Here is a 14657-nt window from a genome sequence, read left to right on the forward strand (position 1 = left end):
CGCGTCGTCTTCCACGTTTTTCTCCTGGCTGTCGAGCCGAAGGGCCGCCTTCGACCCGACACGCATCCCGGCTGCCTTCTTTCCGATCCCGACCAATCCGCTGCAACGTCGTGTGCGCATCGTCGCGCACGTGCGCCAAATATCGTGGTGGCGCACGGCATGCGACACAGCTTTAAATCCGCGATTGACGATTCGATTAATTCAAGTATTGCGAATAATGCGGGGCGGCAATGTGTCGCGGTAAAACGTTTGTGCGGATTGCGCAATCGTTTGCGTGAAAATTTCAGCCGGCGAAAAATGGACCGTTCATTTCCTGTCAGTTGAAAATAGATGACTGTCATCGTCGCGGCAGGACAACGATGGCTGGATTGGACAGAATTTTGTCTTTCGAAGTCGGTGATGTGGGGAAGCCTCGGCCAGCAAGGCGAGGCGGGGTGGCGGCAATTCGAAAAAAGAAATGTCTTTAGTTTTCAGTCGGTTCCGGAAAATTGAAAAGGACTTCGGAAGAAAAATCGCCGGATTGAGAATTACAAGGAAGGAGTGCGTTTGAAAGTGTGTAAATCGTCAATTGTCATGGACGATTTAACAATGATTTACAGAATTCTTTCATGCCTATCTCGATAATGCCGCCTCGTGACGGACGGGAGCCAACCACGCGCTGCTTTTTGTATCCGTCACGTCGTCCATTCCCTTTGCAATTCACACGGAAAACGTCATGAAAAAATCCCTCCTGACCGCTGTCGCACTCGCAGCCCTGTCCACCTCGGCTTTCGCAGAGGGCACCGGCACGATCAACTTCACGGGCGAGATCGTCGCAGGCGCATGCGGCATCGATTCGGGCTCGGTCAACCAGACCGTGAACCTCGGCAAGGTGCCGACCCACACGTTCAAGCAGGCCGGCGACAAGTCGACGCCGACCAACTTCGACATCAAGCTGACCGACTGCGACACGAGCATCGCGCGGAACGCGTACTTCACGTTCACGGGCACGTCGAGCGCGGGCCAGCCGAAGCTGCTCGCCACGATCGGCTCGGCAACCAACGTCGGCATCCGCCTGCAGTCTGCGTCGGGTGAATACCTCGACAACGGCGCGGAGCAAAAGGCGCCGACCGTGCTGCAGAACGGCACGAACGTCGCACGCTTCGCGGCGATGTACGAAGCAACGGCAGCCGCCGTGACGCCGGGTACCGCCGACGGCGTGGCGAACTTCACGGTTCGCTACCAGTAAGCGTCCATACCGGAGAAGGGGTGCCCGCATCCTTTCTCCCTCCTCGTTTCCTTCCCGTTTCTTCTTCCTCGGACTTCCGGTAGCGCCGCGTGCGAATCAGACATTCCTTCCTTTGCGTCTCCGTGCTGGTGGTCGGCAGCCAGAGCCATGCGACGGAATTCAATTCGTCGTTCCTCGACATCGACGGCACGAACAACGTCGACCTGTCGCAGTTCTCCCAGGCCGACTTCACGCTGCCGGGCGAATACATGCTCGACGTGCAGGTCAACGACCTGTTCTACGGGTTGCAGGCGATCCAGTTCATCGCGCTCGATGCGTCCGGCGCCGGCAAGCCGTGCCTGCCGCCGGAACTCGTCGCGCAGTTCGGACTGAAGCCGTCGCTCGCGAAGGATCTGCCGCGCTTCCAGGGCGGCCGTTGCGTCGATCTCGGCGCGATCGAGGGGGCAACCGTGCGCTACTTGAAGAGCGACGGGCGCCTCAAGATCACGATTCCGCAGGCCGCGCTCGAGTTCACCGATTCGACCTATCTGCCGCCGGAGCGCTGGTCCGAGGGGATTCCGGGCGCGATGCTCGACTATCGCGTGATCGCGAACACGAACCGCAGCTTCGGTGCGGGCGGCGCGCAGACGAATTCGATCCAGGCCTACGGCACGATCGGCGCGAACTGGGATGCGTGGCGTTTTCGCGGCGACTACCAGGCGCAGTCGAACGTGGGCAACACGGCATACGCGGACCGCACGTTCCGCTTCAGTCGGCTTTACGCATTTCGCGCGCTGCCGTCGATCCAGTCGACGGTGACGTTCGGCGACGACTACCTGAGTTCCGACATCTTCGACACGTTCGCGCTGACCGGCGCGTCGATCCGCAGCGACGACCGCATGCTGCCGCCTTCGCTGCGCGGCTATGCGCCGCTGATCTCGGGTGTCGCGCGCACCAATGCGACCGTGACCGTGTCGCAGGCGGGTCGCGTGCTCTACGTGACGCGCGTGTCGCCGGGCGCGTTCGTGCTGCAGAACATCAACACGAGCGTGCAGGGTACGCTCGACGTCGCGGTCGAGGAAGAGGACGGCAGCGTGCAGCGCTTCCAGGTGACGACGGCCGCCGTGCCGTTCCTCGCGCGCACTGGACAACTGCGCTACAAGGCCGCCGTCGGCAAGCCGCGGCAGTTCGGCGGCGCAGGCATCACGCCGTTTTTCGGCTTCGGCGAAATCGCGTACGGCCTGCCGCTCGACGTCACGGTGTACGGCGGCTTCATCGCGGCATCGGGCTATACGTCGATCGCGCTCGGCGTCGGCCGCGATTTCGGCACGTTCGGGGCGGTATCGGCCGACGTCACGCGCGCGCGCGCGCGGCTGTGGTGGAATGGCGCGACGCGCAACGGCAACTCGTACCGCATCAACTATTCGAAGCACTTCGACGGGCTCGATGCGGACGTGCGCTTCTTCGGCTATCGCTTCTCCGAGCGCGAGTACACCAACTTCGCGCAGTTCTCCGGCGACCCGACCGCGTACGGCCTCGCCAACAGCAAGCAGCGCTACTCGGCGACGATGTCGAAGCGCTTCGGCGACACGTCGACCTATTTCTCGTACGACCAGACGACCTACTGGGCGCGCTCGTCCGAGCAGCGCGTGGGCCTCACGCTGACGCGCGCGTTTTCGGTCGGCGCGCTGCGCAACCTGAACGTCAGCGTGTCGGCCTACCGCACGCAGAGCGCGGGCGCGAGCGGCAATCAGTTTTCGGTGACCGCGACGCTGCCGATCGGCGGCCGCCACACCGTCACGTCGAACCTGACGACGGGCGGCGGCAGCACGAGCGTGAACGCGGGTTACATCTACGACGACCCGGACGGTCGCACCTACCAGGTCAACGCAGGCGCGACCGACGGCCGCGCGGCGGCGAACGCGAGCTTCCGCCAGCGCACGTCGACGTATCAGCTGACCGCGCAGGCGTCGACGCTCGCCAACGCGTATGCGGCCGCGTCGCTCGAAGTCGACGGCTCGTTCGTCGCGACCCGGTACGGCGTGTCCGCGCACGCGAACGGCAACGCCGGCGATACGCGCCTCCTGGTATCGACCGACGGCGTGCCCGACGTGCCGCTGTCCGGCACGCTCACGCATACCGACTCGCGCGGCTATGCGGTGCTCGACGGGATCTCGCCGTACAACGTGTACGACGCGACCGTCAACGTCGAGAAGCTTCCGCTCGAAGTGCAGGTGTCGAACCCGATCCAGCGCATGGTGCTGACCGACGGCGCGATCGGCTTCGCGAAGTTCTCCGTCGCGCGCGGCAGCAACCTGTACCTGACGCTGACCGACGCGGCCGGCAAGCCGCTGCCGTTCGGCGCGTCGGTGCAGGACGCGGCGAACGGCAAGGAGCTCGGCATCGTCGGCGAGGGCGGCGCGGCGTTCCTGACGCAGGTTCAGCCGAAATCCGCGCTCGCGGTGCGCGCGGGCGAGCGCACGCTGTGCACGGTGGACGCACTGCCCAACCAGCTTCAACTCGAAGGCACGCCGATTCCGGTGACGTGCCAGACGCCCGGCGAGTCGCATGCGGCCGCACGGGCCGAACGATGATTTTCACGGATCCAGCGATGAACCCTGCTTTCTCTCTTTCCTTCCTGCGACGCGCGTCGTGCATGCTGGCCGCGGCCGGCGCGCTGGTCGCCGGTGTCGCGCACGCGGCGATCGTGCCGGACCGCACACGCGTGATCTTCAACGAAGGCGAACAGGCCGCGATCGTCACCATCACGAACAAGAGCACGACGTATCCGTATCTCGTGCAGTCGTGGCTGGAGGACGTGAAGGGCAACAAGATCACGTCGCCGCTGATGGTCGTGCCGCCGCTGCAGCGCGTCGAGGCGAACGAGCGCAACGTGCTGCGGATCGCCAGGCTGCCGGGCACCGAGCTGCCGGCCGATCGCGAATCCGTCTTCTACCTGAACATCCGCGAAGTGCCGCCGAAGTCCGATACGCCGAATACGCTGCAGATCGCGCTGCATACGCAGATGAAGCTGTTCTATCGGCCGAAGGCCGTGCAGCCGCCGCGCGACGAGGACTGGACGTTGCCGATGACGCTGCGCGTCGACGCGGGGGCGCACAAGCTCGTGTTCGACAACCCGACGCCGTACCACGTGACCGTGGTCGAGGTGACGGCGGGCGCGCAGAAGACGCCGGTGCCGATCGAGCCGGTGATGGTGAGCCCGATGAGCACGGCCGACGTGGCGTTCAAGGCGGCGACGCCGTCGACGCTGTTCGTCACGCACATCGACGATTACGGCGGCCAGGTGGCGGTCGAGTATGCGTGCGACGCCGGTGCGTGCAAGAGCGTGAAGAAATGAGCGGCGCGATGCGCGAACGACGGTTGCCGGCGGCGTGGCTGCGCTGGCTCGTGCTCGCATTGCTGGTCGCGGCGGCGCAGCCGGCGTGGGCATTGCGATGCCTGACGAACAGCGGCGCGACCTCGCTGACCGAGCCGATCGGCGGCGTCGCGTCGTATCCGACCGACGCGCCGGACGGATACGTGATCTGGGTGTCGCCGGTCCGCACCACGTCGGGTTATTGCTACAAGGACCTCGGCGATTCGGGCAGCCTGAAAGTCGTCGACAACATCTATTTCTACGCGAACCCGAATCGCACGAATCCGGCCGCGTGGGGGCTGGAAATCGGCATCCGCTACAAGGGCATCGACTACTTCGACAAGACGAGCAACCGCGGCGGCGGGGTGTTCACTGGCTATTCGGTGCCGCCGTGCAGCAGGTACGACTTCGATCGCGGGCGTTGCCAGCAGACCCGCATCAGCATCGACTACCAGGTCGTCGTGCGCAAGAAGGGCAACTGGGTCCAGCCGCCGAGCGATATCTACACGGTGTTCCAGTTCGACGGCGAGTTCGGGCTGAATGCGTACAACCCGAGCTTCCAGTACCGCCTGAGCGGCCTGCGCAACCTCAAGCCGACGCCGTGCTTCGTCGACGTGCTCGTGACGCCTGAACCCGGCATCGTCAATTTCGGACAGGTGCAGGCCGTCGGCAATGGCTTCATGCCGGCGGTGCCGCGCAAACGGTTCTCGTTGTCGCTGACCAAGAAATGCAACGTCGCGGTACGCGTCGACGGATACTTCGAAACGAGCTTTCCGGTTCAGAACGGCTTGCTGGTGCCGGCGAAGGACAGCAATTTCGGGATCGGCATCGAGGACAGCCAGGGCAAGGCCATTCCGTTCAACCAACAGTTCAACCTCGCGCAGTTTCCGTCCAACGTCATGAACCAGAGCGTGTTGATGGACGCGGTGCTGAAGTCGTTCGGGCCGCCGAAGATCGGGCGGTTCGATGCGACGGCGACGATCCGGCTGTTCATCTATTGACGCGAGCCGCGCGAGCGCGGCTCGACGCACGGCACGCACCTCAAAGAAACGCCGGCTTGCCGGCGCTTCTTTGAGGCTCGCGACGCGCTGCTCAAAGCACTCGGCGGCACACCCGATGCGGATGCGCTTCGGCGGGGCCGGGGGATTCCAGTCGCGTCTTGGTCGAAATCCTGTCGTTCCGCCGTCCAGTTCGCCAAAACACGGAATCCGCCAATTGATCAGACAAATCCCGATAACCGGAAGGGGCATTCGGTAATCGGATTGAGAATGATTTGCGTTTACGTTAAATTGCGCTATCTCGAAATCTGACGGAGCAGATCGATGGCTATGGCGGAAGTGCTCGAACGACCGGCAGCGGTAACGGCGAACCCGTTCCTCGGCAGTTGTCCCGACCGGCCGTCGTGCCCCGCGCCGCGTGCGCGCCGTACCGCCGAGCCGCATGCGCAGGGCGCGCTGCTCGACGTGCTGATCTCCCATCGCGCGATGCTCGTCAACGTCGCGCGCGGCTTCGTCGGTTGTGCGAGCCGCGCCGAGGACGTCGTGCACGACGTGTTCGTGAAGCTCGTCGAATTCCCGAACCAGGACGCGGTGCGCCAGCCGGTCGCGTACGTGACGCGGATGGTGCGCAACGCATCGATCGACGCATGCCGCCGGCAAAGCCTCGAGAACGTCTATCACACGGAAGAGGACGACGGCTTCGACGTGCCGTCGCCGGAACCGACGCCCGAAGCCGCGCTGATGACGCGCGACACGCTGCGCCGCGTGTGGGCCGCGCTCGACGACCTGCCGGCGCGCAGCCGCGCGGCGTTCGAGATGGTGCGGCTGCGCGAGGAGACGCTGCAGACCGCGGCGCGCGCGCTGAACGTGTCGCAAACGCTCGTGCATTTCATGGTGCGCGACGCGGAACGGCACTGCGCGGAATGCCTCGACGCGTGCCATCGCGGCGACGCGTGCCCGGCGTTCCTCGGCGGCCGCGCGCAGCGCCGGTAAAAAATCGCGCCGGCCAATCGTCTTCAAGACAGGAGCGGCCGATCCGATGATTCGCCGCTTCGCCTCCCTCAACCGCCTCCCGCTTTTTTCGATCATGACGCAAGCCACGACGCCTTCCGCAGACACCGACGACCTCGTCTACACGGTCGTCATCAACGACGAGGAACAGTATTCGATCTGGCCGACGTTCCGGCCCGTGCCGGCCGGCTGGCGCGAGGTCGGCGTGCGCGGCCCCAAGGCCGACTGCCTCGCGCACATCGAGACCGTCTGGACCGACATGCGCCCCGCGAGCCTGCGCCGCGCGATGGATGGCGATCGCGCGACGCGCGCGTCGTGACCCGCTGCGCCGCGTGCGCGGCGCGCCACCTGAAGAGGACGTTGCATGACCCTGCTTTCGTTGCCGACGCTCGACGACCTGCGTATCGAGCCGGGGCTGCCCACCGTCGTGTCACCGCGCAGCGCCGACGGCTTGTCGATCGACGAGATCGCGCCGCTCGCGCATGCGATCGCGGCCGACGCGCTCGAACGGGCGGGCGGTGTGCTGTTCACGGGCTTTCACGTGCCGTCGATCGATGCGTTCCAGCAGTTCGCGGCGTCGTTCGGCGATCCGCTGATCGGCTACGAATACGCGTCGACGCCGCGCAGCCAGGTCGAAGGCGCCGTCTACACGTCGACCGAATACCCGCCGCATCGCGCGATTCCTCTGCACAACGAGCAGTCGTACACGCGAGAGTGGCCGCTGCGGATCTGGTTCCATTGCGCGCTCGCGGCGCCGACAGGCGGTGCGACGCCGATCGCGGACAGCCGCGCCGTCTATCGCGCGCTCGATCCGGCGCTGGTCGCGCGCTTCGAGCAGCGCGAGCTGCTGTACGTGCGCAATTTCGGCCAGGGGCTCGACCTGCCGTGGCAGCAGTCGTTCGGCACGAACGAGCCGGCCGAGGTCGAGCGGATGTGCGCGGCGCGTGGAATCGAATGCGCATGGCGCACCGATGACGACGGCGAACTGCTGTTGCGCACGCGCGAACGCTGCCAGGCCGTCTCGCGCCATCCGCGCACCGGCGAGCGCGTGTGGTTCAACCAGGCGAACCTGTTTCACCTGTCCGCGCTCGACGACGACATGCAGGAAGCGCTCGTCGATGCGGTCGGGCTCGAGAACGTGCCGCGCAACGTGTATTACGGCGACGGCGCGCCGCTCGAGGCCGACGCGCTCGCGGAAATCCGCGACGTGCTCGATCGCCAGCGCATCGTGTTCCCGTGGCGGACGGGCGACGTGCTGATGCTCGACAACATGCTGACCGCGCACGCACGCGACCCGTTCGACGGGCCGCGCAAGGTGGTCGTCGCGATGGCGCAAAGTTACACGGTCCCGCGCGCGGCCGAACGGAGGACCGATGACGCGTAGTCCCGCCGCGCTCGCCGCGCGCGGATTGACGGTGGGTTATCGCGACCATGTCGTGATCGACGGGCTGGACCTGTCGATCGCGGCCGGCCGCGTGACGGCGCTGTGCGGCCCGAACGGCTGCGGCAAGAGCACGCTGCTGCGCACGCTCGCGGGCCTGCAGCCCGCGCGTGCGGGCCACGTCGACGTGAACGGCAAGCCGCTCGCGTCGTTTCACCGTCGCGCGCTCGCGCGCGAGCTCACGATGCTCGCGCAGTTCAACCAGATTCCGTCGGGGCTGACCGTGCGCGAACTGGTCGCGTACGGCCGCTACGCGTATGGCGGTTTCCTGCGCGGGCTGTCGCGCGCCGATCATGCGGCGATCGACGAGGCACTCGACACGAGCGGCCTCGCCGGTGACGCCGAGCGTGACGTCGGCGCCCTGTCGGGCGGCGAGCGGCAGCGCGCGTGGATCGCGATGGCGCTCGCGCAGCAGGCGCCGATCGTGCTGCTCGACGAGCCGACGACCTATCTCGACATCCATCATCAGCTCGACATCCTCGACGCGCTGCGCGCGCTGAACCGCGCGCGCGGGCTGACGATCGTGTGGGTTCTGCACGACCTGAACCAGGCGGCCGCGTACAGCGACGACATCGTGCTGATGCGTGCCGGCCGCCTCGTCGCGCAGGGCTCGCCCGACGCGATGCTGGAGCCGGCGCGGCTGCGCGCGGCGTTCGGCGTCGACATGCTGAAGCTCGCGCATCCGCAGACGGGCGCGCCGATGTGCGTGCCGGCCTACGGGCCGCCGGCATCCGGCACGGCGGACGCGTTCGATCGCGCGGTTCAACGGGATATCGCCGTATGACGACGTTCGCGATGCGCAAGCGGCTCGCGGCGAGCGGGCGGGGCGCGGCATCCGGCCGCCGTGCCGGCGCGCTCGCGCTCGGCCTCGTCGGGTTGATCGCGGCGCTGGCCGTGCTGCGCGTTGCACCGGACCTGCGCGTGTGGTGGAACGCGGTGCCGGGCAGCGACGCCGCCGCGCTCGCGGGCGTGTTCCTGTTCGACCTCAACCTGCCGCGTGTCGCGGCCGCGCTCGTCGCGGGCGGCTGCCTCGGTATCGCGGGCGCGCTGTTCCAGTCGCTCACGCGCAACCCGCTCGCGTCGCCCGACCTGCTCGGCGTGACGGGCGGCGCCCAGCTCGGCCTGCTCGCAGCGATGCTGGTGCCGGCGCTCGCCGGCGTCGCGTCGGTGCCGCTGCTGTTCGTGTGCGGCCTGATCGCCGCCGCGTGCGCGATCGTCGCGGCGGGCGGCTGGCGCGCGACACCGCTGCGGCTCGTGCTCGCGGGCAGCGTGTGCATGCTGCTGTTCGCGGCGCTGTCGACGCTCGTGCTCGCGTTCTTCGAGCAGAACATCGCGGGCGCGGCGCTGTGGACCAACGGCAGTCTCTATCAACCCGGCGCGACCGGGCTCGCGCTCGCCGCGCGCTGGCTCGTCGTGCCGCTGCTGGCGCTGCCGTTCGTGATCCGGCCGCTGAATCCGCTCGCGCTCGGCGACGAGGCGGCGGCCGCGGCCGGCGTGCGCGTCGACGCGGCGCGGCTCGCCGCGACGATCGTCGCGGTCGCGTTCACGAGCGTGGCCGTCAGCATCGCCGGCCCGCTGTCGTACGTCGGGCTCGTCGCGCCGAACCTGCTGCGCCAGGTGCGCGGCGCACGCGCGGCCCGGCTCGGCGTGCTGGTGCCGCTGTCGGCGCTCGCGGGCGGCGCGCTCGTGCTCGTCACCGACAGCGCGGTGCTCGCGTCGGGCCTCGACGCGACGCTGTCGACCGGCGTCGCGATCGCGCTCGTCGGCACGCCGCTGATGCTCGCGATGATCCGGCGCGGCGCCGCATGGTCGGGCGTGCTGCACGCACAAGCCGAACGCGCGGCCGGCGGCGGGTCGACGCGGATGGTCGCCTGGCTCGAACGGCTCGGCTGGCCGCTGCGCACCGTGCTGTTCGTCGCGGCCGGCGTGCTCGTCGTGTTCGTCGGCGTGTCGGCCGGTTCCGAATGGCTGTCGCCGGCATGCTGGTCCGCTGCGCTGTCGGGCCACGATGCCGTCGCGCGGATGCTGATCGACCTGCGCATGCCGCGGCTCCTGTGCGCGCTCTTCGCGGGTGCGCTGCTGGCCGTGAGCGGGGTCGCGATGCAGAGCGTCGTGCGCAACCCGCTCGCGGGGCCCGAAGTGCTCGGCGTCACGCAGGGCGCGGGGCTCGTCACGCTGTTCGCGCTGTCGACGTGGCCGCTGATGGGGCACGTGACGCTCGCCTTGGCCGCGTTGACCGGCGGTGCACTGTCGCTCGCGATCACGCTCGTGCTGAATCACCGGCATCGTTACGCACCGCTCGCGGTCGCGCTGACCGGCATCGTGATCGGCGCGTTGTGGACGACGCTTGCGCAATGGCTGATCACGCAGGAAAGCGTGCAGCCCGCGCGCTTCGTCGTGTGGCTCGTCGGCGGCACCTATGGCCGCGGCTGGGGCGAGGTGTCGATGCTGCTGCCGTGGTGCGTGCTCGCGGTCCCCGTATTCGCATGGCTCGCGCGGCCGCTCGACATGCTCGCGCTCGGCGACGACCAGGCGGCCGCGCTCGGCCTGCCGGTCGCCGCGTTGCGGCCGCTCGCGCTGACGATCGCGACGCTCGCCGCCTGCGCGGCCGTCGCGGCGGTCGGGCCGATCGGCTTCATCGGGCTGATGGCGCCGCACGTCGCGACGATGCTCGGCGCACGCCGGCACCGCACGCGGCTGTGGCTCGCGGCCGCATGCGGCGCGCTGATCCTCGGGTGCGCCGACCTGGCCGCCCGCACGGTCGTCGCGCCGCGCGAAGTGCCCGCCGGCGTGCTGACCGCGCTGATCGGCGCGCCGTATCTGCTCGGTCTGCTGATCCTCGAGGGGCGCCGCGCCCGGCGCGCGGGGCGATGACGCCGGCGCTCGACTGTGCACGCGCCACGCGCTTTTCCGCGTTCGCGCCCGAACCGTTCGCCGAGCATCTCGACGCGGTGCGGCTCGGGATGCCCGACGACGCGCACGCGCCGGGCCGGATCGTCGTGCCCGTCGGCGCGCTGCCCGATCATCGCGATGCGCTGCTCGACGCGATGGTCCGCCACTACGGCGGCGATCCGGCGCTGCACGCGCGCGCGCTGATGTCGCAATGGAGCAAGTACTACTTTGGCCGCGCGGCGCCTGCCGGCGTGGTCGCCGCGCTGACGCTGGGCCGGCCGCTCGACATGGCGCCGGAGCGCACGTTCGTCGCGCTCGACGACGGGATGCCGGCCGCGCTGTATTTCGCGCCGGACGCGCTCGGCGCGCCGTGCGTCGCGCCCGCGCCGCGCTATGCGGGGCTCGTCGCGCATCTCGGCGCGGTGATCGACCTGCTCGCGGCGATGGGCCGCGTTACGCCGCGCGTGCTGTGGAGCAACGCGGGCAACCTGCTCGACTATCTGCTCGACACGTACCGTTCGCTGCCATGCGCGGCCGATCCCGCTCGCGATGCCGACTGGCTGTTCGGCGCGTCCTGCGTCGAGGGCGAGCCGAATCCGCTGCGCCTGCCGGTGCGCGACGCCGTGCCGCGCTCGCCGCTGCTGCCGACGCCGTTTCGCGCGCGACGCGTGTGCTGCCTGCGCTACGAAATTCCTGGAGAAACGCAACTGTGTGGAAGCTGCCCGCTGCTATTGACGATGGACGACGCGACGCTGGCCGAGCAGGACGCGATCCGGTGACGCCGGCACCGCATGCCGGCCGTCGCCATGCGCTCGGCGCACTGGCCGCGCTCGGCGCCGCATGCTGCGGCGCGCTGGCCGCGCCGGCCGCCGCGGTCGCGAACGACGCGCGCGGCGGGCAGGGCGGCATGCCTTCGCAATCGGGCCGCTCGCTCGCCGGCAACCCCGTCGTATCGCAGGCGAGCGCGACGATGCCGGTGCGGCCGCAACGCGTGGTCGCGCTCGACTTCATGTTCGCCGAAAGCGCGATCGCGCTCGACATCGTGCCGGTCGGCATGGCCGATACCGCGTTCTATCCGGGTTGGCTCGGCTACGAGAGCGACCGGCTCGCGCACGTGACCGACATCGGCTCGCGTCAGGAGCCGGGGCTCGAGGCGATCGCCGCGGTGAAGCCCGACCTCATCATCGGCGTCGGCTTCCGGCATGCGCCGATCTTTGCCGCGCTCGACCGGATCGCGCCGACGATCCTGTTCCAGTTCAGCCCGAACGTGTCGGAAGACGGCGTGCCCGTCACGCAGCTCGACTGGATGCGCCAGATCTTCCGGACGATCGGCACCGTGACCGGGCGTGATGCGCGCGCGAACGCGGTCGAAGCACAACTCGACGCGGGGATCGCGCGCAACGCATCGCGGCTCAGGGCGGCGGGACGCGGCGGCGAACGTATCGCACTGCTGCAGGATCTCGGGCTGCCCGATCGCTACTGGGCGTATACCGGCAACAGCACGTCGGCGGGCCTCGCGCGCGCGCTCGGGCTCGACCCGTGGCCGAAGAAGCCGACGCGGGAAGGCACGCTTTACGTGACGTCCGCCGATCTGCTCCGGCAACGCGATCTCGCCGTGCTGTTCGTCACCGCGACGGGGATGGACGTGCCGCTGTCGTCGAAACTCGATTCGCCGGTGTGGCGTTTCGTGCCGGCGCTGCGTGAACGCAGGATCGCGCTCGTCGAACGGAACATCTGGGGGTTCGGCGGCCCGATGTCGGCGCTGAAGCTGGCCGACGTGATGACCGATACGCTGCTGAAGCTGCCGGCCGTGCGCTGAACGCGCGGCTTGTCGCTCGCGGGCAGGGCAGCGCGTGAACGAAAGTCGCGCAGGCATTCGCTTGCCGAACGATCCAATACCAGTACACCGAACGATATTTTCCGAACACCGGCCGCCTGCGTGCCGCAATCGCGGCACGCAGGCGGCCGGTGCTCACGCGTGCTTACGCGCTGAGCGCATCGGCGCCATCCCGTGCGCGTGACCGCGCGGGCGTCGTGTCGCTGACGATCTGTCCGTTGTCGAGCTTCAGCAGGCGGTCGGCGAGATCGAAATAGCGATCGTCGTGCGTGATCACGATCACGGCCTTGCCGCGCGCGCGCAGTTCGGGCAGCAGCTGCTCGTAGAACACCGCCTTGAACGACGGATCCTGGTCGGCCGCCCATTCGTCGAACAGGTAGAACGGCCGGTCCTCCAGATACGCGACGACGAGCGCGAGCCGCTTGCGCTGCCCGGTCGACAGCGCGCGGTTCGAGAACGCGCCGTCGACGACCTTCACCTTGTGATCGAGCGCGAGCTTCGCGACCAGCGCGTTCGCGCGCGCATCGGCCTGCGCACGCGCCGGATCGTCGGGATCGACGATACCGAGCAGCGCATCGAACAGGTGGAAGTCGTTGAACACCGCGCTGAAGCGCTGCCGGTACGCCGCACGCTCGCGCCAGCCGATCGTGCGGCCGTCGACCTCGATCGCGCCTTCCTCCGGCTCGTAGAGCCCCGTCAGGACCTTCGCGAGCGTCGTCTTGCCGCTGCCGTTGCCGCCGACGATGAATACGAGCTCGCCCGGCCGGATCGTCAGGTCGATCGGCCCGATCCGGAACATCCGTTCGTCGCGCTCGTGGAAATACGCGTGCGTGACGCCGCGCAGCGTGACGGCGCCGGCCGGCGGCACGTCGGGGGCGTCGCTGGCGGGCGGCACCGTGCGCAGCGCGCCGAACTCGGCCATCACGCCCTCGATGCGCCCGAGCGACACGCGCGCCGCATTGACGGTCGGCAGGTTGTTCAGCAGCCCGTCGAGCGGCACCAGCATGAACAGGAACACGACGACGTAGCCGGCCGCCGTGCCGGCATCGGCATGCACGCCGAGCTGCGGCCAGAACGCGGCCGCGCCGAGGAACACGTAGAACAGGAAGATGATCCAGCCGACGCCGACCGCATACGCGCTGAACGCGCGGCGGCGATGGTCGCGCACCTCGCCGATCGCCGCGCCGAGCTGGCCGTCGACGAACTGGCGCGCGCGCGCGTCGTGCAGCTTCAGTTCCTTCGCGCCGGAGAACAGCGAGCCGAGATAGCCGAACAGGCGATCCTGCGCCTGGCCGGCCGCCTCGAGCGACGCGATCGCGCGGCGATCGCCGGTGTGATAGCCGAGCGAGCCCGCGACGATCGCGGTCAGCGCGAGCAGGCACACGGGCCACGACAGCCACGCGAGATAGCCGAGGCAGCCGAACACGATCGAGCCGTGCATCACCAGGTTCGGCAGCGCGAAGAACAGCATCGACACGTTGGTCGCGTCGTCGGTCAGCACCGACTGCACGGGCGCCGCGCCGATCCGCTCGATGTCGCGCAGCTCGGCCGCGCCGACGCGCCGCGCGAGATGCACGCGCAGCCGCGCCATCGTGTCCTGCGACAGCCGGGCGAACAGCGTGCCCGACACGATGCGCGTGACGAGCGCGATCACCGCGCACAGCGCGAAGCGCCACGCGAGCGACGCGTCGGCCGCGCCGGGCGTCGCGAGCGCGCGGTTCAGCGTCGCGACGAGCAGCACGCTCGCGACGCCGTTGAGCACGCAGGCGACGAGCGCCAGCGCGAGCGACGCGCGGCTTTCGCGCAGCAGCGCAAGGATGAGGCGGGCCGCGGGGCGGCCGGGGGAGGCGTCGAGGGGCGGCGGGGAAGCGGGCTCGTGGGCGGCAGTCATCGGC

General features: G+C 68.7%; 13 protein-coding genes. 12 read left to right on the forward strand and 1 reads right to left on the reverse strand.

The window, feature by feature from the left end; all coding sequences use genetic code 11:
* The first annotated feature begins 330 nt into the window (after window positions 1-330).
* The 12 genes from ACV22W_RS11170 (at window position 331) to ACV22W_RS11225 (ending at window position 12744) form a co-directional block, all read left to right on the forward strand.
* A complete protein-coding gene (locus ACV22W_RS11170) occupies window positions 331-492 on the forward strand; it encodes a hypothetical protein (protein ID WP_448019159.1) in 162 nt (53 codons plus the stop codon).
* Window positions 493-715: 223 nt separating this feature from the next.
* Window positions 716-1228: a fimbrial protein gene (locus ACV22W_RS11175; protein WP_448019161.1), complete on the forward strand. Its 513-nt coding sequence runs from the start codon at window positions 716-718 to the stop codon at window positions 1226-1228.
* A 122-nt stretch (window positions 1229-1350) separates the two neighbouring features.
* Window positions 1351-3801 carry a fimbria/pilus outer membrane usher protein gene (locus ACV22W_RS11180; protein ID WP_448019303.1) on the forward strand — a complete coding sequence of 817 codons (2451 nt, stop codon included), beginning with the start codon at window positions 1351-1353 and terminating at the stop codon, window positions 3799-3801.
* Between the two features lie 17 nt (window positions 3802-3818).
* Entirely contained in the window at window positions 3819-4565 is a 747-nt protein-coding gene (locus ACV22W_RS11185; protein ID WP_448019163.1) for a fimbrial biogenesis chaperone, read from the forward strand.
* The gene (locus ACV22W_RS11190; RefSeq protein ID WP_448019165.1) at window positions 4562-5584 is read left to right on the forward strand and encodes a fimbrial protein; all 1023 of its coding nucleotides are present in this window, start codon (window positions 4562-4564) and stop codon (window positions 5582-5584) included. The genes ACV22W_RS11185 and ACV22W_RS11190 overlap by 4 nt, the downstream gene beginning before the upstream one ends.
* Before the next feature lie 321 nt (window positions 5585-5905).
* Complete coding sequence (locus ACV22W_RS11195) at window positions 5906-6574, forward strand: RNA polymerase factor sigma-70 (RefSeq protein ID WP_448019166.1); 669 nt, start codon at window positions 5906-5908, stop codon at window positions 6572-6574.
* A 94-nt stretch (window positions 6575-6668) separates the two neighbouring features.
* A complete protein-coding gene (locus ACV22W_RS11200) occupies window positions 6669-6911 on the forward strand; it encodes an MbtH family protein (protein WP_059510746.1) in 243 nt (80 codons plus the stop codon).
* Window positions 6912-6956: 45 nt separating this feature from the next.
* The gene (locus ACV22W_RS11205) at window positions 6957-7976 is read left to right on the forward strand and encodes a TauD/TfdA family dioxygenase (RefSeq protein WP_448019168.1); all 1020 of its coding nucleotides are present in this window, start codon (window positions 6957-6959) and stop codon (window positions 7974-7976) included.
* Window positions 7966-8817 (forward strand): ABC transporter ATP-binding protein, encoded by an 852-nt coding sequence (locus ACV22W_RS11210; RefSeq protein WP_448019170.1) that lies wholly within the window; start codon window positions 7966-7968, stop codon window positions 8815-8817. The genes ACV22W_RS11205 and ACV22W_RS11210 overlap by 11 nt, the downstream gene beginning before the upstream one ends.
* Complete coding sequence (gene fhuB, locus ACV22W_RS11215; protein ID WP_448019172.1) at window positions 8814-10907, forward strand: Fe(3+)-hydroxamate ABC transporter permease FhuB; 2094 nt, start codon at window positions 8814-8816, stop codon at window positions 10905-10907. The genes ACV22W_RS11210 and fhuB overlap by 4 nt, the downstream gene beginning before the upstream one ends.
* Window positions 10904-11704, forward strand: a complete 801-nt coding sequence (gene fhuF / locus ACV22W_RS11220) for a siderophore-iron reductase FhuF (protein WP_448019173.1) — start codon at window positions 10904-10906, stop codon at window positions 11702-11704. Before fhuB ends, fhuF begins: the two co-directional genes overlap by 4 nt.
* Window positions 11701-12744, forward strand: coding sequence for an ABC transporter substrate-binding protein (locus tag ACV22W_RS11225; protein WP_448019174.1), 1044 nt, complete (start codon window positions 11701-11703; stop codon window positions 12742-12744). The genes fhuF and ACV22W_RS11225 overlap by 4 nt, the downstream gene beginning before the upstream one ends.
* A gap of 163 nt (window positions 12745-12907) precedes the next feature.
* On the opposite strand, the gene ACV22W_RS11230 is transcribed toward ACV22W_RS11225, so the two are convergent.
* Window positions 12908-14653 (reverse strand): cyclic peptide export ABC transporter, encoded by a 1746-nt coding sequence (locus ACV22W_RS11230; RefSeq protein ID WP_448019176.1) that lies wholly within the window; start codon window positions 14651-14653, stop codon window positions 12908-12910.
* Window positions 14654-14657: the final 4 nt, after the last annotated feature.

Source organism: Burkholderia sp. AW49-1 (genome assembly GCF_053427845.1).

Bases quoted from the DNA above. Each gene is read 5' to 3' on its own strand.
- ACV22W_RS11185 (WP_448019163.1), top strand. From the start codon at position 3,819: ATGAACCCTGCTTTCTCTCTTTCCTTCCTGCGACGCGCGTCGTGCATG.
- fhuF (WP_448019173.1), top strand. From the start codon at position 10,904: ATGACGCCGGCGCTCGACTGTGCACGCGCCACGCGCTTTTCCGCGTTC.
- ACV22W_RS11190 (WP_448019165.1), top strand. From the start codon at position 4,562: ATGAGCGGCGCGATGCGCGAACGACGGTTGCCGGCGGCGTGGCTGCGC.
- ACV22W_RS11210 (WP_448019170.1), top strand. From the start codon at position 7,966: ATGACGCGTAGTCCCGCCGCGCTCGCCGCGCGCGGATTGACGGTGGGT.
- ACV22W_RS11230 (WP_448019176.1), bottom strand. From the start codon at position 14,653: ATGACTGCCGCCCACGAGCCCGCTTCCCCGCCGCCCCTCGACGCCTCC.
- ACV22W_RS11205 (WP_448019168.1), top strand. From the start codon at position 6,957: ATGACCCTGCTTTCGTTGCCGACGCTCGACGACCTGCGTATCGAGCCG.
- ACV22W_RS11175 (WP_448019161.1), top strand. From the start codon at position 716: ATGAAAAAATCCCTCCTGACCGCTGTCGCACTCGCAGCCCTGTCCACC.
- ACV22W_RS11170 (WP_448019159.1), top strand. From the start codon at position 331: ATGACTGTCATCGTCGCGGCAGGACAACGATGGCTGGATTGGACAGAA.
- ACV22W_RS11195 (WP_448019166.1), top strand. From the start codon at position 5,906: ATGGCTATGGCGGAAGTGCTCGAACGACCGGCAGCGGTAACGGCGAAC.
- fhuB (WP_448019172.1), top strand. From the start codon at position 8,814: ATGACGACGTTCGCGATGCGCAAGCGGCTCGCGGCGAGCGGGCGGGGC.
- ACV22W_RS11200 (WP_059510746.1), top strand. From the start codon at position 6,669: ATGACGCAAGCCACGACGCCTTCCGCAGACACCGACGACCTCGTCTAC.